Source organism: Planctomycetota bacterium (assembly GCA_016207825.1).
Lineage (GTDB): Bacteria > Planctomycetota > MHYJ01 > JACQXL01 > JACQZI01 > JACQZI01.
This window is the reverse complement of the sequence record JACQZI010000025.1, coordinates 15,302-35,680: the sequence shown is the minus strand read 5'-3', so window position 1 is coordinate 35,680 and position 20,379 is coordinate 15,302. Positions and strand designations below refer to the sequence as shown.

19 protein-coding genes are annotated in these 20,379 nt (G+C 49.5%); all 19 read right to left on the bottom strand.

What is annotated here, in order from left to right; translation table 11 throughout:
- Positions 1-33 precede the first annotated feature (33 nt).
- The 19 genes from HY811_09385 to HY811_09295 all read right to left on the bottom strand — a co-directional run bounded on the left by HY811_09385 (position 34) and on the right by HY811_09295 (position 20,372).
- Positions 34-174, bottom strand: a complete 141-nt coding sequence (locus HY811_09385; GenBank protein MBI4835012.1) for a hypothetical protein — start codon at positions 172-174, stop codon at positions 34-36.
- A gap of 35 nt (positions 175-209) precedes the next feature.
- Positions 210-521 (bottom strand): hypothetical protein, encoded by a 312-nt coding sequence (locus HY811_09380; GenBank protein MBI4835011.1) that lies wholly within the window; start codon positions 519-521, stop codon positions 210-212.
- 21 nt (positions 522-542) lie between these two features.
- Entirely contained in the window at positions 543-797 is a 255-nt protein-coding gene (locus HY811_09375; GenBank protein MBI4835010.1) for a hypothetical protein, read from the bottom strand.
- Entirely contained in the window at positions 797-1,276 is a 480-nt protein-coding gene (locus HY811_09370) for a bacterioferritin (GenBank protein ID MBI4835009.1), read from the bottom strand. The genes HY811_09375 and HY811_09370 overlap by 1 nt, the downstream gene beginning before the upstream one ends.
- A 708-nt stretch (positions 1,277-1,984) precedes the next feature.
- Positions 1,985-4,306 carry a M6 family metalloprotease domain-containing protein gene (locus tag HY811_09365; protein ID MBI4835008.1) on the bottom strand — a complete coding sequence of 774 codons (2,322 nt, stop codon included), beginning with the start codon at positions 4,304-4,306 and terminating at the stop codon, positions 1,985-1,987.
- 66 nt (positions 4,307-4,372) lie between these two features.
- Entirely contained in the window at positions 4,373-8,026 is a 3,654-nt protein-coding gene (locus tag HY811_09360; protein ID MBI4835007.1) for a multicopper oxidase domain-containing protein, read from the bottom strand.
- Between the two features lie 185 nt (positions 8,027-8,211).
- Positions 8,212-12,495 (bottom strand): fibronectin type III domain-containing protein, encoded by a 4,284-nt coding sequence (locus tag HY811_09355; protein MBI4835006.1) that lies wholly within the window; start codon positions 12,493-12,495, stop codon positions 8,212-8,214.
- A 619-nt stretch (positions 12,496-13,114) separates the two neighbouring features.
- Positions 13,115-14,170, bottom strand: a complete 1,056-nt coding sequence (locus HY811_09350) for a type III polyketide synthase (protein MBI4835005.1) — start codon at positions 14,168-14,170, stop codon at positions 13,115-13,117.
- 22 nt (positions 14,171-14,192) lie between these two features.
- Positions 14,193-14,909 (bottom strand): pirin family protein, encoded by a 717-nt coding sequence (locus tag HY811_09345; GenBank protein MBI4835004.1) that lies wholly within the window; start codon positions 14,907-14,909, stop codon positions 14,193-14,195.
- Positions 14,906-15,586, bottom strand: a complete 681-nt coding sequence (locus tag HY811_09340; GenBank protein MBI4835003.1) for a dienelactone hydrolase family protein — start codon at positions 15,584-15,586, stop codon at positions 14,906-14,908. The genes HY811_09345 and HY811_09340 overlap by 4 nt, the downstream gene beginning before the upstream one ends.
- Positions 15,583-16,266, bottom strand: a complete 684-nt coding sequence (locus HY811_09335) for a phosphoribosyltransferase (GenBank protein ID MBI4835002.1) — start codon at positions 16,264-16,266, stop codon at positions 15,583-15,585. Before HY811_09335 ends, HY811_09340 begins: the two co-directional genes overlap by 4 nt.
- A gap of 29 nt (positions 16,267-16,295) precedes the next feature.
- Positions 16,296-16,706 carry a VOC family protein gene (locus HY811_09330; protein ID MBI4835001.1) on the bottom strand — a complete coding sequence of 137 codons (411 nt, stop codon included), beginning with the start codon at positions 16,704-16,706 and terminating at the stop codon, positions 16,296-16,298.
- Positions 16,707-16,731: 25 nt separating this feature from the next.
- Positions 16,732-17,097: a DUF1428 domain-containing protein gene (locus tag HY811_09325; protein ID MBI4835000.1), complete on the bottom strand. Its 366-nt coding sequence runs from the start codon at positions 17,095-17,097 to the stop codon at positions 16,732-16,734.
- 86 nt (positions 17,098-17,183) lie between these two features.
- Positions 17,184-17,564 (bottom strand): hypothetical protein, encoded by a 381-nt coding sequence (locus tag HY811_09320; protein MBI4834999.1) that lies wholly within the window; start codon positions 17,562-17,564, stop codon positions 17,184-17,186.
- 102 nt (positions 17,565-17,666) lie between these two features.
- Positions 17,667-18,113 carry an SRPBCC family protein gene (locus HY811_09315; GenBank protein MBI4834998.1) on the bottom strand — a complete coding sequence of 149 codons (447 nt, stop codon included), beginning with the start codon at positions 18,111-18,113 and terminating at the stop codon, positions 17,667-17,669.
- 21 nt (positions 18,114-18,134) lie between these two features.
- Positions 18,135-18,752 carry a dihydrofolate reductase family protein gene (locus HY811_09310; protein MBI4834997.1) on the bottom strand — a complete coding sequence of 206 codons (618 nt, stop codon included), beginning with the start codon at positions 18,750-18,752 and terminating at the stop codon, positions 18,135-18,137.
- A gap of 6 nt (positions 18,753-18,758) precedes the next feature.
- A complete protein-coding gene (locus tag HY811_09305; GenBank protein ID MBI4834996.1) occupies positions 18,759-19,274 on the bottom strand; it encodes a VOC family protein in 516 nt (171 codons plus the stop codon).
- A 12-nt stretch (positions 19,275-19,286) separates the two neighbouring features.
- Positions 19,287-19,676, bottom strand: a complete 390-nt coding sequence (locus HY811_09300) for a VOC family protein (GenBank protein ID MBI4834995.1) — start codon at positions 19,674-19,676, stop codon at positions 19,287-19,289.
- A gap of 33 nt (positions 19,677-19,709) precedes the next feature.
- Positions 19,710-20,372: a phosphoribosyltransferase gene (locus HY811_09295; protein MBI4834994.1), complete on the bottom strand. Its 663-nt coding sequence runs from the start codon at positions 20,370-20,372 to the stop codon at positions 19,710-19,712.
- Between the last annotated feature and the right edge of the window lie 7 nt (positions 20,373-20,379).

Here is a 20,379-nt window from a genome sequence, read left to right as displayed (position 1 = left end):
TTCAATTAAACATACCCCCTTTTCCCCTCTTTCCTATTTGAAGTTTATATTTTCCAATTTTTCAGGCAGTTCATCCCTCGTTTTCGGCATATCGATTTCAATGATGAGCTTCGACCGTTTTTCATCAACATAAACCACAGTATCCGGCGTCAACTGCAAGATATCCAGTTCCATTTTACTCCACCTCCTTTGCTCTGCTTCTGGCAGATTTAACAACATAATAGTTTTTTAAGATTTATAATGGCATCAAAAACCCCGAACGAGCCATACCGGCTGTTCCTATCTGTATTATAACCGGAAGGAATATCTTCCCGGCGCACTTCTTTAAGAGCGCGGCCGGGAAAATATTTTAGAAGAAAGCTTCCGAATTGAGTTTGTTTAAGCGGGGGAAGGACCTCGAAATCAACGAAACGAAGTTCACCGCCCTGGTCATTCAGGGTATAACGGACCATGTCCTCCCATGATATCGGTTGGTCACCGGTTTCCGTTTCAGGCTCTGCTGAACAAGCGGCGTTTAACATTTCCCCTCTCCTTTATCATTTTTAATTCTTATTGGAATTATCTTCCCCGTTATTATCCGGACCGTCTGAAATCAGCCAGAGGCCCTTTTTCCTATGCTCCTCACGTTCGCGTTCTACGTGGACACGGATACTATAAGCGCAGTCGCGGATAATACTGTAAAGCACCCTGCATCCATCATCCTTGCTCGCGGCTTCGCCTTTATCTGCCAGGATAACCAGTTCCCGGGCAAGCCTCAAGGCTTCTTTTATATTTTGATTAATCACGGTTGTCATCATTATCGTTCTTTTAAGTTTTCAAACATCTCTTCATGCCCTATCTCTTCTCCCATAATATGGGTTACTAATTGATAGGTATCGTGATCTTTGCCAAAGGTTTTGCCGGCTATTTTATTATAAACTTCAATCGCGCCTGCTTCGGCATCCGTAACTAATTTTATTATCTCATCATAATCACCCAGGTTTTCCATAACGCCGGGATATGGATTATTTGCGTTGGATTCGATGGCGCTTAATTTATTGGTCGGGAGTCCGCCGAGTTCAATAATCCTTTCCGCTAATTCTTGGGCATGCTCCAACTCGTCTTTGGCAATTTTATTCAGGAATTCAGCCATATCCTCATACCCTTTACCCTCAACCGACTGCGCCATATACCACCAGGCATAATATGCCAACCACTCATCACAATAAGCCCGGTTTAAATCCTTGACCAAATCATTCAAGTCAATCCCTACAATCTCTCTGGCTTTTTTCCCCATTTGCTCTTCTCCTATTTTTACATACGACAACTGTTACTATTTATATAAGCAAATATCGTGCCAACGGTTGTTAAAATACTGTTAACTAATCTAACCCATTTAAAATCATGTGTTTAAGCAAACAATTCGCTATCGTTTAAAACCTCTATATTGTCTCATTTAAGGCGATTAATGAAACACCTATAAACATCAAGATAGCTATTTATAACGTATTATGAGATATAGAATTAACAAAAACGTATTTATGTCTGTCTCATTAATAAAAATGATACAACCACCCAAATGAAACAGTTTATACAAAACCAAGGACGGGATCTAAAGAAGATTAACTGTACAAAAAGAGGGAAGAGAATCCCCTCCTATATATATCTGCCTGCCACCCCCCACCCCCGTGGATTCCCCCCTCCTGCCCCGTGGATATACCCCCTCACCCCCGTGGATCCCATACTGCCTACCCCCGGATATCATGCTACTTACCCGTATATTACATACCACTCACCCCCGGATGCCATACCACTCACCCGTGTATCCCATGCCACTGACCCGTGTATCCCATACCGCTAACCCGTGTATCCCATACCTATTACCCCTGCATCCCATAATCCACCCCTACGGCCCTCACTCCACCTTGTTGTACACTAAACCTTCTCTGTTGACAATACGATATTAGTTGATTCGTTGTTGTTGCCCAACAATCGTCTGAGTTAATCATACCTTGCTTTTCCTTTTCCTGATTAGCCTGACCAACAAGAAAAGAATCAGCGCCTCAGGCCCCAGACATCCGCATTTGGAATTATTTTTGTTGTCGCTTTTTGATATGTATGAAACCGGCGTTGCCTGGAGTAACGCGGTATTGGAATAAGCAGAATCACCAACGGCATTATAGGCGCGGATACGGTAATAGCAGGCACCTTGCGAAGAAACTTCGTTATCGAGGTAAGAACTTGCGTCAACACCGACAGTCGCAATCTGGGTAAAGGTAATATTATCGTAACTGCGTTCAATCTTAAACCCGGTTTCGTTGGATGCATTGTCCGTCCAAGCAAGGTTTGAACTAATACTGGAAACTATGTGCGCAGAAAGCCCTGCCGGTGCGGGCGGAACAACCTGTGATACAGTAATCCTCACGGTTTTGGAGTCGGACAAAACATTTGCCGTTGCCGTAAAAGTAATATCATAAACACCTTCCTGGCTATAGCCCGGAACCCAGTTAAAAACGCCGGTAACCGCATCCAGTGTCGCGCCTGCCGGAGTTGAAACAATTGAATATGCTATCGGGTCGCCTTCCGGGTCAGAGGCAGAAAGCGTAAAAGATAATGGCTGGACCACATCTATCCCCCAATCTCCCGGCGCGCTTAGAACCGGCGGAAGGTCAGAGGTGCTTATGATATCCGCGCTCATCTCCGCGCCGGAATCGCTGATATTGGCAACGGCTAAAGCGCTTTGCAATCCGCTGTAAAACTTGCTGTTCGGGTTGGAGGCGTTATCTAATATCCGCTTAACTGACGAACCCGGGTAGGGGTCGCCTGCGTCGCCTTTATTAATTTTATTATCCAGATTATTCAAGCCGTCTGCCTCTTCCAAATCCACCAGCTTGCGCGCTGCATTGTCATTATCAACCTGTGTCTCATCAATATGCCAGATAAGAAGCCCTTCACCCGGAAGCGCCGAATCATAACCGGTTTTCTGCCTGTTTTCCAGTAGGAAATATTCCCCTGTTCCGCCTATTTCCGGGCCATCCGGATTCGTGAAGAGTTGTTTGACGCCCCTGTCCGCTCCTATGGCGGTTTCTACCCGCGGGAAAGCGACTGCTCCGGTCGGAGCCGAAACCTGTGTCGGGACAATCCAGCCGAGATACCATTTGCACCAGGCGCTGAAATGAGCCGGTGTATCACCGTTGTAATTTGTCTTATTCCAGGCGCCATAAGACATAGTATCCCAATTCCCGGCACCATTCGAAGTTCCATCCGTATCGTAAAGGTCTACCAATCCGTATGAAACAGTAGCATTGCCCAAATCATGGCTGAGTTCATGGATTAGAACGCCGACAGTTGCCTGGTGGTCGTTATGCAATTCACCTAATTGGATATAACCACCCGGAAGCCCGCCCACGGTTTTGCCATCAACTATCGGAGCGGAAACCGGAGGCGAGGTGTTGCCGTCAATAGCCCACTTATGTGCCCAAAGTGCCGGCACGCCATGCACGATGTATGAATATTCAAAACCAGCAGCAATAACCACGATATGCAGTTCATTGCTGGTAATTATCCCATTGGTGTCGCTGTCAAACAAAGCAAAATCGACATAAGGGTCAGCGGCGATAATTGCATCTTTTGCAAGCTGCTGGTTAGCCGCCCCGAAAACACCGCCCGTATTCGGATGGTTGGTGGTTAAGGTGACCGAAATTACCCCATCATTAACGATGCCGCCGGTCTCCTCAGCCGGTGCAATAAGCAGTTGCCCGTAAGAAACCTCGTTGAAGTATTCTTTTACGCTGTTGGTTGCGCCAAAAAGGCGGCTTTCCCAGTTTGATTCGGTAGTCACTAAAGGCCTGTTCGCAAAACTAACCAGGATTACCGCGAGTTTACGCGTGCCTAAGATATTAAGCGGCGCAGGCTGTGGGGCTTCCGGCGCGGGAGAAGGTTCGGCAGATGAACCGCTCGTGGTAAATCCTCCCAATAAACCGGAACGCTCGCTCATCATAAAGAGGCGACTTTGGAGGATTTCGGACGCGGATATTTTCTTGATTCCATCCGGCGCATGCCTGCCGACGACCTTGCCGGCCGGAGATAATCCCACCAAAGGTTTTACTTGGGCATATTCCCAGAAACCGGTTTGCTTGTTAATGATTACCGGATAGCCTTCCTTTGTTTCTATCCAGTTGGCGTATTCATCGCCTTTGGCGCGCGCCTGAAACTCTGTTCCATCCGGTTGCTTGGCAATAAATACTTCCGGGCATGCCGGCAAAGCATATAGATATGCCCCTGCAAGAAGAATAATAACGACTGTTATAATTATAACCCGCAGCATACTCCCCCCGCTTTTGGATATATACCCGCCCCGGCATAATGCCGGGGCGGGTCCGAGAACGAAAGGTTAACCTCTTATATTTTTCTTTTTCCTCTTTAAAAGCATAAGCAACCCGAGCAGAATAAACGGCTCTGGTCCAAGCAGGCCGCATTTGCTGTTGCTTTTTCTATCGGCGGCAACCGTTGCAACCGCTCCTATAGTTACGGTATTGGACACACCTGAAACCTGACCTGTCCCAAGCAGGTTCGTTGCTTTAACCGTAAAATTATACGAGGCACCATTGGTCAAACCGGTCACGATAATGGGGCTTGAAATTCCGGTTGCAGTTATACCGCTTGGATTTGAAGTCACCGTGTATAACAAAATCGGAGTGCCGCCTGTTTGAGCGGGCGCGGCAAAACTTACGGTGGCCTGTCCGCTACCGCTTGCAGCAATTACGCCGGTCGGCGCACTTGGGGTGGTTACAGCTCCTGTTGTCGCGCTTGCCGTATTCGAAGGCAGGGAAAGCCCGCCGTTATTGTAAGCATAAACGCAATATGTGTATGTCGTATCCGGACCAACCGTATTATCTGTAAAACTGGTTACACTTCCCGCAATCCTGCCAACGGTAGTATAGGCCATCGGACCGGTATTGGTCCGCTGAATAATAGAAATACACATAGGGTCGTTATTTGAATTATACGTCCAATTAAGCGCTACCTCATTAGGACCGTTGGCAACGGCATTAAGCATTACCGGCGCGCTCGGCTCAAACGGTCCGCCGCCCGGAACTTTCATGACCAGAGGCCTCATCATATCCATTTCCTCATGCCCCAGAATATGGCAATGCCAAACATATTCCCAGCCGAAGTTAACTATCTGATTTATTATTGGAACTCCCGTGTATGGCCAGGGATTTGTGCCGATTATCGCGCCAATAGGCGATGTCGGGTCCAGAGGCCGGACGCTGTCCGGAATGGCAAAAGGCAAAGTGGGTTTGGAAGATTTCACGGCGACAATAATCACTTCGAGCGGATTAACCTTAACCGTTTCCTTCCAGCCGAGTTCCGTAGGGTCAGGCGCTTTTATCACGCCTGCCCAGTCAACCCGGTTTATTACCTGCACATTTACCAAATGCCAATGGATAACGTGGGTATCCACTCCGTAATGAGCAATCCTCCATATCTGCACTTCATTTTCAGGCAAGACTTCGGTAGGCGGGTCCAAGTAAGCGAACCCAAACCCCTGCCCGCCGTCGGCGACAATAATCCACCAATCGGTTCCGAGACGGGCATTCATGCGGCCGTACTCTTCTTCAAAATCTTCGCCAATTGCCTTGGACTGGAGCGAAACCGTTATCGGCGCGCTGGCGCCGGTTGGGATAAATGTTAATGAAGTATCCATTATGTGAGCATACGTTTCTGCCGTAGCGCTATAAACTCCGGGATAATCCGGTTGCGGAACGTGCGGAGCCGGCTGGGTTACCAGGTATGCCGCTGGAAGCTCCGTATCAAGCGCGGTAAAATTAAACGGCGCCGAGGCAGTTCCGGTTATACGGATTTGCATGATTGTCCGCGTATTGGGGCCTAATTCAGGCACTGTCGGTGTTGAGCCGCCGGTCGCGGTTTCATCACCATTGCCCGTATAATAATCGTAACGAGGGTCGCCCGCCGGAAGAGGCGCGGGCGCGTCATTATAAAGTATTAAAGCCGCACCGGCCGGAACCGCGGAAAAATCCACGATAACATCGGCACGTTCCGCGGGCCCTAAATAAAGCGTGTACCCGTCAACATTACCAAGCGTCATTGTCTTGGGAGCGTGGTCGTAACTTATGGGATTCGGCGGGGCATTGAGCGTTACCGGTTTGGGCAGAATGCCTCCTTCATTCCCAATAACGACCATTTTAGGACCGGCTCTGGTCGGGTCAGGCACGCCTCCGTCTCTTCCGTCATTCTTGACTGTGTAAGCACCATAAGGCCCGTTATAGGTAGCGCCGTCCGCCGGCACCATTTTAACTTCTTTGGTGCTTCCCACCAAAATAGTCGGCGCAGTGGCATAACCTGTGCCGGGAGTGTTTACCGTGATGCCCGTTACAGCGCCTCCGGCTATTGTCGCACTGGCGGTTGCACCTGTTCCGCCGCCGCCGTATATATAAATAGTAGGAGCAGAGGTATAACCTGAACCGCCGTTAGTAACGTTAATGCCGGTCACAGCGCCGCTTGCCACTGTTGCCGTGGCTGTAGCGCTTATGCCGTTACCAGTATCAGAATAATATAACTGTAAATTCAGGAAACGGTCATTGCAGGCATTCAATACCCTAAAGCGGTATGCCTTGGGCTGAAGGGTAACATAAGGATACGCAGTGCCATTAACTACAGGCGTATCCATAAAGGCTTCCATGACCATGGATGTATCAGGCAAAACAGGATCCTGTACCGGCGTGGGCGGCCAAACCAAGGGCCCGTAATCCCATCTGCCCAAGTCATTCATTCCTGTCGGTGAATTCTGGTCCTGGTTCGGCATATAAACGTGCGGGAACCAGAGATCGCCGGTTATCGGACTACCAGGTGTCGCGCCCCAATTCCAGGTCGGGTCGGTTGCGGTAATCGTGGTCGCGTCCACGAAAGTCTTATCCTGAATGATTAACGGAATCTCGTCAGCCGGAATAACGCCTCTTGAAACCATGCTTCCCGGTGCATCAGTATCGTCCAATACCGGGTCTCTTATAATATAACCGGATGCTTCTCCGGCATAGACATTAAGCCGTGTAATGCCGAATGAGTGGTCGTGATAAAACATTAAACGTCCGCTCTGCTGGTTAGGATAATAATATGTCTGGGCGCCATTGCCCGGGTCAGGCATATCCGGGACATTGAACATACTTACGCCTCTGGGATATGAGGTAACTTCACCGGCCGGTGTAATCCACTGGTGCGGCGTGCCGTCGCTTATCCATGGGGCAAAGATTCCGTGGAGATGGAGTTCGGCGCGGTTCTGCGTATACATTTCCATTCCGCCCATCGGCCCCATTCCGGCACCCATGACCGTGGTATCTACCGGCAGAAATAAACTGCCCGCGGTGCTGGTTGCCACGTTATTGACGAATTTAAGGCGGACAGGAACATCGCGCTTGGCTATGATTAAAGGGCCAAGATAATGCTTTGCCGTAACGTTCGGGTCGGCAGAATTTATCTGGTAATATCCCCTGGTTTTAGTCGGTGACAAACCGGAGTGCATCTGTTCAGAATGGTCGGTTATTCCGATTTCGTAATAATCAGCGCCCGAATAAGTTGTCTGGTCAGGAACAGCTACCGGAATATATTGCCCGAGATTATTCCTGTTGGCATATCCCAGGCCGGGCAGTGAATCTACGAATTTAGTGAGTTGCGGGCTATATGCCCAGTTGGGCTCTGGACCGAAATAATTCGGCGTCCCGCCGGGCATCGGAGATATCCCTTGCTGGGGCATGCCCATTGCGCCGCTTGTGCCATTTTGGGCGCGCCTTTCGGCGGCTTTCCTGCGTGCTTCAGGCAGGGCGCGCTTTGCCTCAAAGCGTTTTAATGCCCGTTCTTTAAATTGGTCAAGTGTTATATCCGCCTGGAAACTTGAACCGGATATTGTATCCGGGTCATCATCCTGCGCGTAAACCAGATAGATACCCAAACTGGTTACGGCAATAACCAGGATAAATACAAGCATAAATCTAGTTATCGTGTTTAATAGTAACTCAAGTTTTTTCATACTATCTCCTCTTTAATACTAATCATATTCCGGTTATAGCACAATTATCTTGATGCGCATGTCATTGCTAAGATTCTTTTCCCCATATAATTCCTTTTCCTCATGTATTTTTATGGTTGCTGATAACCCTTTTGGAAAGGCCCCCCGACGTAACGTCGGGGGGCAAAGTGTCTAAGAACAAAATGTTAACTTCTTATGTTTTTCCTTTTCTTCTTTAAAAGCATGAGCAGTCCGAGCAAGACAAACGGCTCGGGTCCAAGCAGACCGCATTTTTTATTGTTGGATTTATCCGGCGCTGTGGATGCCAAAGGCCTGACGACCGGGGAAGGGTCGGATGCCGCGCTTGTCCCTACTTCGTTTATTGCCTCTACGACAAAATCATAGTAAAAACCGTTAACTAATCCCGTTACTTCTATGGGGCTGTCCGGTCCCGTGGCTGTTACGTCGGTTGTAACCGCCCCTGCAAAGATTAAACCGCCTTGGGCATTACGGCGCCTACCGGTTGCCCTAAACCCTGTGATATTGCGTCCGCCATCGTTCTGAGGCCAATTAAACGTTACGGTTGCCCTGCCGTTACCTGCCCTTGCCCGTACATTGGTAGGCCTTCCGGGAACGGTCGGTTGTGTCGGTGTTACACTATTGGAAAGCGTAGACGCCGGACCTGTTCCAACCGTATTAGTTGCTTTCACGTTGAACTGGTAAGCCGTGCCTGCGTTAAGCCCGTTTACGGTTATAGGATTCGCTGTCCCGGTTGCTACGATATTGCCGGGAACCGAGGTCACCGTATAGGAAACAATCGGGTCACCACCGTCTGACACAGGCGGTGTAAAGACAACCGTTGCCCTTCCGACACCGGCTATAGCAGTTACATTGGTCGGCGCTCCGGGGACTGTGGCAGGTATTACGGTATTGGAAGGCGTTGAAGCCGGACCTGTCCCGGCGACATTCCTTGCAGTAACCGTAAAATTATAGGGTGTCCCGTTGGTCAAACCGGTTACGATGATCGAGCTTGCATTTCCTGTAGCTGTTATGCCGCCCGGGTTTGAGGTTACCGTGTATAACGTAATGGGAGATCCACCGGTTTGTGCAGGTGCAACAAAACCCACAATTGCCTGGGAATTGCCGGCTATGGCGATTACACTGGTCGGCGCTCCGGGTGTTACCACTCCGGGGGTTGTTACCTCTACCGTATTTGACGGCTGGGAAAGCCCTGCATTGTTGTAAGCGTAAACACGATATGCGTATGTAGTTCCCGGTCCAGCTGTTAAATCAGTATAGCTGGTTATATTCCCGAAGACATTCCCTATATTGGTAAAAGCAAGAATCCCGTTGTTGCTCCGCTGGACGATAAACATGAGCTCATTAGTTGCGTTATCCACCCAATTAAGCCTCACCTCATTGGGGCCGTTGGCTACGGCAGTAAGTGATATAGGGGCATCGGGCTCAAACGGTCCGCCACCCGCAACTTTCATGGAGAGCGGTCTCATCATATCCATTTCTTCATGTCCCAGAAGGTGGCAGTGCCAGACGTATTCCCAGCCAAAATTAACTACTTCGTTTATGGTCGGGGCATCTGTATACGCCCATGGATTTGTCCCTATCACCGTCCCTATCGGCATTGTCGGGTCCAAAGGCCGGACGCTATCCGGAACTGCAAATGGAACCGAAGGCCGGGCTGATTTCACGGCAACAAAAGTATCTTCTAAAGGATTTATTTTAACAGTTTCTTTCCAGCCTAATTCGTTCGGGTCCGGCGGTTTTATCACGCCTGCCCAGTCGGTCCTGTTAAGCACCTGCACGTTAATAAGGTGCCAGTGTATGGCATGGGTATCCACACCGTTATGGACTATCTTCCATATCTGGATTTCACCTTCTGGCAATACTTCTGTTACCGGATCCACATAGGCAAAACCATTGGTTTGCTGTCCTTGGTTATTGATAATCCACCATTCCGTTCCCAATTGTGAATTCATACGGCCATAGGTGAGCTCAAATTCCTCAACTATTGCCTTTGATTGGAATGCAACTGTAATGGGTGAACTTGTCCCGGTTGGGGTAAAGGTCATCGAACCGTCATGGATATGGGCATACGTATTTGCTGTCGCGCTGTAAGCGCCGGGATAATCCACTTGCGGGACCAAAGGCGCCGGCTGTGTCGCAAGATAAGCCGTTGGAATTTCCGTATCCAGCGCGGTAAAGTTAAATGGCGCCGAGGCGGTCCCTGTAATGCGTATCTGCATCATAGTCCGGATATTTGGGCCAAAACCCGGCAGTGTCGGAGCCGTGCCGCCGTTGGCAGTCGTATCCTCATTGTTTGTGTAGAAATCAAACCGCGGGTCGCCTGCAGGCAATGGAGCCGGTGCATCATTATAGAGAATCAAAGTAGCGCCGGGCGTTACCGCGGAAAAATCTACGATAACATCGGCACGTTCTGCCGGTCCCATGTAAAGATTATACGACTCGACATTACCAAGTGTCATTGTTTTATATCCAAAGTCATAGCCGATTGGAACAGGCGGGGCATTGAGTGTTACCGGGTTAGGAAGAATCCCTCCTTCATTTCCTATCTGGACCATCTTTGGACCGGCTCGTCTCGGGTCGGGAACGCCGCCAAATCGGCCGTCATATTCAACCGTATAAGGGCCATAAGGCGTATCATAAGCAAGCCCGTCGGCACGAACCATTTTTACTTCCTTGGCGCTTCCTACCAGGATAGTCGGTGCAGAGGCATAGCCGGTGCCGGGAGTGTTTACCGTAATGCCGGTCACCGCGCCGCCTGCTATGGTTGCCGTAGCTGTCGCGCCAGAGCCGCCGCCGCCGTAGATGTATACGGTAGGGGCTGAAGTATAGCCTGAACCGCCGTCAGTTACGTTAATAGCGCTAACTTGGGTGCCGGCTAATGCTGCCGTAGCGGTCGCGCTTATGCCATCACCTGTATCCGCATAATATAACTGTAAATTTACATAGCGGTCATTGCACGCATTTAATATCCTTAAACGATATGCCTTGGGCTGGAGTTCCACATAAGGATATGCCGTTCCATTAATCACCGGCGTATCCATAAAGGCTTCCATTGCCATGGATGGATGCGGCAGGGTAGTATACTGCACAGTTGTTGGCGGCCAAAACCAAGGGCCATAATCCCATCTGCCCATTGCATTCATCCCGTCTTCTGAATTAGGATTCTGGTTAGGCATATATACATGCGGGAACCAGAGGTCTCCGGTCATAGGCATGCCTGGGGTCGAACCCCAGTTCCAGGTCGGGTCTGTAGCCGTAATGGTCGTTGCATCCACAAAGGTCTTATCTTGGATGATTAAAGGAAGCTCGTCTGCCGGAATAACGCCCCTTGAAAGCATGCTTCCCGGTGCATCGGGGTCGTCTAATACCGGGTCTCTCAAAATATAACCCGCGGCTTCCCCGCCATAGACATTAAGGCGTGTAATCCCGAATGAGTGGTCATGGTAGAACATAAAACGGGCGCTCTGCTGGTTAGGATAATAATATGTTGAAGCGCCTGCGCCCGGGTCAGGCATATCCGGAACATTGAACATACTTACGCCCTTTGGATAAGAAGTAGGTTCGCCCGCCGGGGTAATCCACTGATGAGGCGTCCCATCGCTAATCCACGGGGCAAAGATGCCATGGAGATGAAGCTCGGCACGGTTTTCCGGATACATTTCCATTCCGCCCAGAGGTCCCATACCGGCGCCCATGACCGTGGTATCAACCGGTAAAAACAAGGCGCCATTGGTGCCGGTTGCCACGTTATTGACGAATTTCAGGCGGATAGGAGTATTGCGGTTGGCTATAATTAAGGGCCCAAGATAATGCTTTGCCGTAACGTTTGGGTCGGCAGAGTTTATCTGGTAATATCCCCTGGTCTTGGTCATCCCTAACTCAGAATGCATCTGTTCAGAATGGTCGGTTACACCGATTTCGTAATAATCACAGCCCGCGTAAGCCGTCTTGTCCGGGACAGCTACGGGTATATATTGCCCGAGATTATTCCTGTTGGCATATCCCAGGCCGGGAAGCGAATCTACGAATTTAGTAAGTTGCGGGCTATATGCCCAGTTGGGCTCTGGACCGAAATAATTCGGCGTCCCGCCGGGCATCGGCGGCATTCCCTGCTGGGGCATGCCCATTGCGCCGCTTGTGCCATTTTGAGCAAGCCTTTCGGCGGCTTTCCTGCGTAACTCAGGCAGGGCGCGCTTTGCCTCAAAGCGCTTTATTGCCCGTTCTTTCAACTGGTCAAGCGTCATAAGCGCAGGGTTTGTTGTAGAAAGCGGTTCATCCGCCGTAATCGTAACTTCCTCCTGCCCCTCGGTGCTTGAACCGGCCGTTGTATCCGGATCCTGGTCTTGCCCGTAAAGCATATAGATACCCATGCCCGTTAAGGCAATGACCATAATAAGTGTAAGCATTAACTTTGTTACCTGGTTTGGTGAGATTTCCTCTTTTTTCATATTATCTCCTTAAAAGATGTTTTTGGTTTTGATTTGTATACCGTTGGAACATTCCCGGATTTACCCCGAATCGGTTTTTATTATCATTTCCTTCTCCTCCTATCTTTATTATAATAAACGATACGTCATTCATTAATTTATCTCGTAATAACATAGTTAGTTATCTATTAAGCAAAAAGTGTGCCAACCAATGGTAAAATTTTATTAACTTACTTAACCCTTTGGAAATCAGGTCGTTAAATATGGAAATCTACTTTTTAGTCAAAATCCATATTGTCTCATTTAAGTAATCTTAATGATACGCACTCACAAATACCAAAACTCCATTTTAAATACTTATTAAAGGGCTAAACCGGCGAATAATGGATTTACCCCTGTCTCACTAATCTAAATGAGACAAGCAATGAAATGAAACAGTCCTTGCTTATCAGAAACACTTCACTAAGTCTAAATTGTACACTATGGGGATAGAGTCCGTAGTATATGAAAGTCGAGTATGTAGGCCTCTATATTATTATTATTTTGTACTGTATTTTATTAGTCTTATAATTAGACCTGGCGAGCGGTTGTTTAGATTAAGGATAGACTGTACGATCCCATTCCATTTGTCAGGAACCACCTAAGAACCAGATTGCAAAAGATACGCATGAGAGGAAAATCCGGCGCCAAAGGCGATTACTACCAGATATTCACCGGGCATAATCTTATCTTTCACCCGGTCAAGTATGAACCAGACCGTTGCCGAAGACATATTGCCGTAGTTTGCCAGGACATCCCTGGTGGGTTGGAGGTGTTCCTCGGAAAGGTTCAACTCGCTCTTGATAGCGGCAATAATATTTTCGCCTCCCGGATGTATTACCCAATGCGCGATATCTTCACGTTGCAGGCGGTTTTGTTGGAGCAAATCCGCAACCAACCGCCCCACGGCTTTGCCAACCAGTTTGGGCAGGCGCAGAGAAAGCTGGTTATGGAGCCTGCCATTCCGGTAAACAAAGCGGATGTCGTCACGGTATTCCGGCGCGTGGTGTGAGACCGAGGACAAGAGCGCCAGCCCGCGCGGCTGGTTCCAGACGACCGCCGCCGCGGCGCCGTCCCCGAAAATGGCATTGGAAATAATCAGGCTCAGATTATCCGCCATCTGGAAAGTGGCACTGCAAATTTCTACCGAGACGCTCAGGATTTTATCCCCATTGCCTTCTTTTAACAACGCCTGGGAAAGCTGTAAATTCGGAATGGCGCCGCCGCAGCCGCTTCCCACTAAATCATAGACGCGTGCCGTGCGCTTTAGTTTTAATCCCTCTACCAGGTAAGTGGATAACCCGGGGCAAATATAGCCGGTGCAGGTATTTACCACCACGCCGGTTATTTCATCTTTTTCCACTCCTACCTTATCCATGGCTTCGATTGCGGCTTTCGAGGAAAGTTTCACCGCTTCCGTGGTAAAGCGCTCTATGCGCTCATCCGGATTTTCATTGATTAGACAGGAAGGATCGCTAAAGGCGAAATAACGCTGTTGCACGCTGGGGTGGTTAAAAACCTTGCCTATAACATTTAACGACCTCGCACCTATCTTGTCACCATAATGCTCTCTCAAAAACCTTTCGCCTTCGGATTGGTTAAGGGCAAATGGCGGGACTGCCACTGACCAGGAACCGATAAATTGCCTGCTTGCCATCGTGCCGTCTGTCCTGATAAATTTAATCAAGAGTCACCTCCACCAAAAGAAGTTCACTATCAGATTCAGCGCTGATATTTATGCCTGTTTCGCCGGTAATCATCGCGGCGCCCAGCGGATTAACCTTATGATTCGCAATCTTAATCGCTCCACCTTCAAGGAGATAAAGATAACCGCCTTTGTTTTTACTGATGGGATGTTTTATGGATCTGCCTGCCTTGAGGAAGGCGGAATAAACCGAAGCGTCCGAGGCTATCTTCAGGGCTTCGGGATGAGTATTGGAGACGAGGGGCAGGAATTTATTTGTCCGCTCTTCTTGAGTAACCTTTTTCTGTTCGACAGATGGTTTCAATCTCCGGGCTTTCGGCATGAACCACATCTGGATAAAACGCAGAGGAATATCCGGCCGGTTATTAACCTCTGAATGCGACATGCCTTGCCCGACCGTGGTATGCTGGACCCAGCCCTTTTGCAGAACGCCGCCCTTGCCGCGCTCATCCACATGGAGGAATTCGCCTTCGGCGCAATAGGTAACGACTTCTATTTCCGCGTGATGATGGAGTGGCCAGGTCGCGCCCGGAGAAAGGGTATCGTCGTTGAATACGCGCAGATTGCCGAAACGGACATATTTAGGGTCGTAATATTCATCAAAGGAAAAATGCCAGCGGCCGGAAAAGGCGCCGTTGTCAATAGCGCCTCCGGCCTTAAAGATGCTTTGAGGTGTGCGTATCACAATCATTCATTTATCCTTTTTTTGGATAGATAACGGGTGAACCAGCCGGAAGCGAGCCGGGCAACTTCTTCCAGGGCGCCGGGTTCTTCGAAAAGGTGGGTCGCGCCCGGGACAATCACGAGTTCTTTTTTTGATTCCAGCAAATCTAATGCCGCCCGGTTCATCTCTATTACCTCAAAATCGTTTCCGCCGACGATAAGGAGGGTCGGCGCCCTGACCAGAGGAAGGGCTTCTTCGGCCAGGTCAGGCCGTCCCCCGCGAGAGACAATCGCGCCGACCGCTTCCCGGCGTTTTACGGCGGATACCAGGGCAGCCGCCGCGCCGGTGCTGGCGCCGAAATAGCCTATCTTAAAATTACTGGTCGTTTCGTTTTCCCTGAGCCAATCGGTCACGCTGATGAGGCGCCGGGCAAGAAACCCGATATCAAACCTCAGGTGCGCGGTCCGGCTATCTATTTGCTCTTCTTCCGGGCTTAAGAGGTCGGCCAGCAGTGTGGCAAATCCCGCTTTGCGGAGTTCCTGCGCGACAAACCGGTTCCTGGGGCTGAACCGGCTGCTCCCGCTTCCATGGGCAAATAAGATAACCTGCCCGGCCCCGGAGGGGATATCCAAATCGCCTTCAAGAACCGCCCCTTGTGACGGGATGCGCACTAATTGGCTTTTTTCCATTGTCTTGGGATTCATTTAACCACCTTCCTTTCCGATTCCTCTTTCAGGATTTCCATAAGCTCCGCGTCATCAATCTGGTCGAAACTTAAATAAAAGCGCCCTACCGCCATAAAAGGATACGGGGCGCGCAGGCATATCATTTCATCCGCGTCATCAGCCAAGCGGATTAAAGTATCTTCCGGCCCGACCGGGATAGCGGCAATCAGTTTCTGGGGATGCTCCTGGCGGGCGCTCCAAAGAGACGCCTGCATGGTCGCGCCGGTCGCGATGCCGTCATCCGTTACGATTACCGTTTTCCCTTTCAACGGCACTTTCGGCAGGATTTTGCGATACAGCGCCACCCGCCGGGCTATTTCCGCCGACTGGCGCTCTTTTTCCCATTTAATATAAGAACTTTCCGTATCCGTTTCATCAATGAGATTTTTGTTCAGGAATAATTTCCCGTCTTCGCTGATAGAACCGATTGCCAGTTCCGGGTTATCCTGCAACCCTATTTTCCTGGAAAACACCATGTCCAACTCAGCCTCGAGCGCGTGCGCCATTTCGCGGGCGATGATTAACCCGCCGCGCGGAATACCGAGCACCACGGTATTTTTGCCTTTGTATTTCTTCAGTTCTTCTGCCAGCGCCCTGCCGGCGTCAGCCCTGTCCGCAAAAGGCTCATCAGAATTTGATATTATACGCAATCTACCCATCACGCTGCTCCTTTCAATTCACCTGATTATTATTCCTTGATTTCTATCCGGTTGCCATCCGGGTCTTTGATAAAATATATCGAGTGGTTATTCCTCCTGATTTTGATGAGGGGCACCTTCTTACGCTTGAGGCGATTGCAAAATTTCTCCCGGTCAAACACCCGGAGACCCCAGTGGTTGTATCCGGCGGACAAATCGCGCCTCTTTGCTATTCTTTTCGATATCGGGTAAAATATTTCCAGGGACAAGCTTTCCCATGACAGTTTAACCAGTTTGCAGGCCGAATCAACCCCGAAAACGCGCCGGATAACTTCCGCGGCAACCATCTCCTCCTTTTCTTCCCTGAATCCCAGCTTACGCGTATAGAAATTCAGCGCTCCGGCGGGATTGCCCGTAAAAAGCCCTATATGTCCGCAACCCTCGGCAAATATCTTTTTCATGTCAACTTCTTATCCGCACAGGCGCTTAAGAGCTTGCAATAACCTTAAAACCGCCGTAAGCCATGCGCTTTACATCAAATGGCATAGTCATATCTTTATGTTTGTATTCGTTCTCCATTTCTTTCATCACCTTGGCGTTGACACTATCGCGGTGCGCGCGTGATTTATAAACAATATAGGAAAAAACCACCGTCTCACCGGGTTTTGTCTTAGCCATTTTGGGGAAGGGAAGCCCCCATTTCGGATATAAGTCGTCGCCGACACATTCCTTGTAATCTAACGCCCCGTATTTGCGCCAGATTTTCGCCCCCTCCAAAGCCATGGCGCGATAAGCCCGGAGATTCTTTTTGGGTACGCATAGCACGAACCCGTCAACGTAATTCCCCTTCATTTTTATTCCTCCTCTTTTTTATTATATCTTACAGTAGGCCACCCCGATACCTGTATGCCTATGGAGAGTTGCGCCGTGGCGATACATTATCGGCTAAGCTTTTCTCCCTTTACGGGCAGGCACGCCTGAGAAGCTTCCGGCTTCAATTGCCCGCCTAAAACCGTTATCAGCAGGCCGAATAATACGGAAAACCCGCCGTCCGCAATATACCAGGGCGGAGCCATCTTTACCCAAAAACCCGTGGCAATGGCAATCAGTCCGACAAAGATAAATCCCAGCCCGGCAAGTTTAACCATGGGCTTATAGCGGGTGAGATTTAACGCAAGCATGATGAGGAATATCCCGAAAAGCCCGATGCCGGCACACATGATTCGGTAGACGTAAACGGTCAACCCGCCTACGACTATATTATGGAATCCAAACCATGCCAGCATCTTTGCCACTGTATTCCAAGGGGTCACTATCATGGGGAATGCCAAAAGGCACAATACCCCGCCAAGCCATAACAAGGCCCTTAACAGTTTTATACAATTCTCCTTTCATTGCGCAAGTATCTTGCGCAGATTTCTTTATTCCGCCGGTCGTATATCATCAGGATATCCCGCTGTTCGTACGGGAAACCGGCTATTTTCAAGCAATGCCTTCAGCCTTTCCATGTCGCTTTTGACCGTCTTTGCGTCATCATCAAACATTTCATCCGTCATATCCGGCTGGCGGTAAAGCGTAAAAGTCAACTCGCTCCCGCCGTTATTGGAAAATACGCGCATGGGATTATAGGTCTCTTTACCGGAGGGGAGGGTCACCACGTGGTCCAAGACGCCCAGCTTGTTTTTCCCGGCAAATTTAATCTTGATTCTGCCCATGGATGAATCGGCTATCCAGTCGCCGGACTCGTTCTTAATGGAATCTCCCAGCCCGGTTGCCCATTTCGGCAGATTCATCGGATTCGATGCGAATTCATAGATCTCTTCAGCCGGCCGGTTAATCGGCACGCTGATATGCCTGGCTTCAAGCATCATAAAACCTCCCTCATTCCTTTAGAAAGCCGTTAGCGGCGGGTAAGCTCGGCCTCGGTTAGCTTTTCCTGCGCGCTCGTATTTGGCGACAATAACACCCTTTGGCGAAACCTTGCTATCGGTCAGTTTGAAAGCAGCCGGACCCGTGCCCTCGGTAAAAAGGCGCTTGCCTGAACCCAGCGTAATGGGAAATGTCTTGAGCCACAATTCGTCAACCAAATCATGCTGCAAGAGCGTTTGGGCGAGTTTGCCGCTGCCGTAGACTTGCAGGTCGGGCCCGTTCTGCATTTTAAGCTTTTTGATTTCCTTCACAATGTCGCCTTTTATAAAGATGGAATTTTTCCAATCATGCCTGGTAAGAGTATTTGAAACCACATACTTGGCGGATTCGTTTATGCCGGGCCATTCATTCGCATGTTGCGGCCAGTAAGATGCGAATATTTCGAAGGTTCTTCTGCCCAGGAGCAAATTGAAAGGCTGCTTCATCTGCTCTTCCATGACCTTGCCGAAGAATTCATCGCTATATGGAACAACCCAGCCGCCGTATTTGAAACCGCCGGAGGTATCTTCCTCGGGTCCGCCGGGGGCTTGCATGACCCCGTCAAGTGTTATGAAAGTGAGGATGATAAGTTTTCTCATATTATTTTATCCCTCCCTATATGCCTGTTTTAATTTCTCAATATCGAGCTTCTTCATCGGAAGCATTGCTTCCATGACTTTTTCCGTTTTTGCGGGATTTTTGTCCCGCATAAGCTTGTCCATTATAGCCGGGACAATCTGCCACGAGACGCCGTATTTATCTTTAAGCCATCCGCATTGCTGCGCCTTTTCGTCCCCGCCTTCGGAAAGCTTTTCCCACAACACGTCTATTTCATCCTGAGTCTTGCAGTTTATAATAAACGAAATCGCTTCTGTAAATTTGAATATCGGCCCGCCGTTTAACGCCATGAATTCCTGCCCATCGAGCGCGAATGTAACGGTCATCACCGAACCCTTTGGTTTTCCGGAAACCTTCGCATCCGCCTCTCCGTAGCGCATGACGTTTAAGACCTTGGATTTCTTCCTGCCGAGAGCGGAGAAAACAGAGGTGTAAAAATCCGCCGCCTCTTCGGCCTGGCTGTCAAACCACAAACACGGGGTGATTTTTCGCATAATACTTATTCCTTCCTGCCGTTACATTTGCAACGGCTGGAGCATGCTTGCCAGGTTGCCTTCCGTATCCAAAATCGGCGCGTACTTCCCGACTCCGGGTATTTCCATCGGCTCGCGCAAGACCTTCCCGCCTTCCGCCACCACTTTTTCCATGGCAAGCTTGATATCATCCACCGCGATGACGATAGATGGATGCTGTGCGGGGTTATCGCTTGTTTTCTGGAAAAAGCCACCGTTGATTCTGCCGGGCTCTTTTGGGCCTTTTTCATCGGATTCCGTAGTCATCGCCAGGATATAATGCCCCATATCCGGGCTTAATTGCCGCATCTCCCAGCCGAAGACATTCGTGTAAAAATCCGCTGCCCGCTTCCGGTCTTGGGCCGGCATCTCAAAATGGACTACCGGGTTCATCTTCATACCATTTCCTCCTTTCAGCATTCTCAACTATTTAGCAAAACTACCTTGTTTTTCACCGGTTAAATAAGAGATGACCTCATTATCCGTCATATCGGGAAAATCATCATAGAATCCAGCCACGGCAAAATAGGGTTGGTCGCTGACATGCAAAGCCGCGAGATTATCGCTTTCTTTCTTTATCATATCATATGCCTGGCGATGGGCCACGGGAACCGCGACGATTATTTCACCGGCATCCCGCTGGCGGGCAAACCTGATGGCGGCTAACATCGTAAAACCGCTGGCCAGCCCGTCATCCGTGATGATGACTGTGCGGCCGTTTAATTTTGGAAAGGGCTTATTCTGCCGGTATATGCGGTTACGCCTGAGCACTTCTTTATAGACCTCATCCACAATCCGGTTTATCGTGTGCTCATCCAGCCGGTAATAATTTATTAATTTCTCGTTGAGAATAACGACCTTGTCAAGAGTGACCGCGCCAAATCCGGCTTCAGGATTATCCGGGAAGGGCAGTTTTCTTAAGGTGATGGTGTCCAACGGCGCCTGCAAGCCCTGCGCCAATGCCGCGCCTATTGCCACGCCGCCGCGCGGGATGCCCAGGATAAGCGGCTTCTTTAGTGTCAGGTCTAGTCCGGCGATTTTATTGAACAACATCCGGCCGGCTTCATAGCGGTTGTTAAACTTAATCATAACGCGC

Coding starts and splice junctions, on each gene's coding strand:
- HY811_09360 (MBI4835007.1), bottom strand. CDS start 8,026: ATGAAAAAACTTGAGTTACTATTAAACACGATAACTAGATTTATGCTT.
- HY811_09350 (MBI4835005.1), bottom strand. CDS start 14,170: ATGGCAAGCAGGCAATTTATCGGTTCCTGGTCAGTGGCAGTCCCGCCA.
- HY811_09370 (MBI4835009.1), bottom strand. CDS start 1,276: ATGGGGAAAAAAGCCAGAGAGATTGTAGGGATTGACTTGAATGATTTG.
- HY811_09315 (MBI4834998.1), bottom strand. CDS start 18,113: ATGCTTGAAGCCAGGCATATCAGCGTGCCGATTAACCGGCCGGCTGAA.
- HY811_09340 (MBI4835003.1), bottom strand. CDS start 15,586: ATGAATCCCAAGACAATGGAAAAAAGCCAATTAGTGCGCATCCCGTCA.
- HY811_09365 (MBI4835008.1), bottom strand. CDS start 4,306: ATGCTGCGGGTTATAATTATAACAGTCGTTATTATTCTTCTTGCAGGG.
- HY811_09320 (MBI4834999.1), bottom strand. CDS start 17,564: ATGATAGTGACCCCTTGGAATACAGTGGCAAAGATGCTGGCATGGTTT.
- HY811_09335 (MBI4835002.1), bottom strand. CDS start 16,266: ATGGGTAGATTGCGTATAATATCAAATTCTGATGAGCCTTTTGCGGAC.
- HY811_09295 (MBI4834994.1), bottom strand. CDS start 20,372: ATGATTAAGTTTAACAACCGCTATGAAGCCGGCCGGATGTTGTTCAAT.
- HY811_09300 (MBI4834995.1), bottom strand. CDS start 19,676: ATGAACCCGGTAGTCCATTTTGAGATGCCGGCCCAAGACCGGAAGCGG.
- HY811_09345 (MBI4835004.1), bottom strand. CDS start 14,909: ATGATTGTGATACGCACACCTCAAAGCATCTTTAAGGCCGGAGGCGCT.
- HY811_09385 (MBI4835012.1), bottom strand. CDS start 174: ATGGAACTGGATATCTTGCAGTTGACGCCGGATACTGTGGTTTATGTT.
- HY811_09330 (MBI4835001.1), bottom strand. CDS start 16,706: ATGAAAAAGATATTTGCCGAGGGTTGCGGACATATAGGGCTTTTTACG.
- HY811_09310 (MBI4834997.1), bottom strand. CDS start 18,752: ATGAGAAAACTTATCATCCTCACTTTCATAACACTTGACGGGGTCATG.
- HY811_09355 (MBI4835006.1), bottom strand. CDS start 12,495: ATGAAAAAAGAGGAAATCTCACCAAACCAGGTAACAAAGTTAATGCTT.
- HY811_09380 (MBI4835011.1), bottom strand. CDS start 521: ATGTTAAACGCCGCTTGTTCAGCAGAGCCTGAAACGGAAACCGGTGAC.
- HY811_09375 (MBI4835010.1), bottom strand. CDS start 797: ATGATGACAACCGTGATTAATCAAAATATAAAAGAAGCCTTGAGGCTT.
- HY811_09325 (MBI4835000.1), bottom strand. CDS start 17,097: ATGAAGGGGAATTACGTTGACGGGTTCGTGCTATGCGTACCCAAAAAG.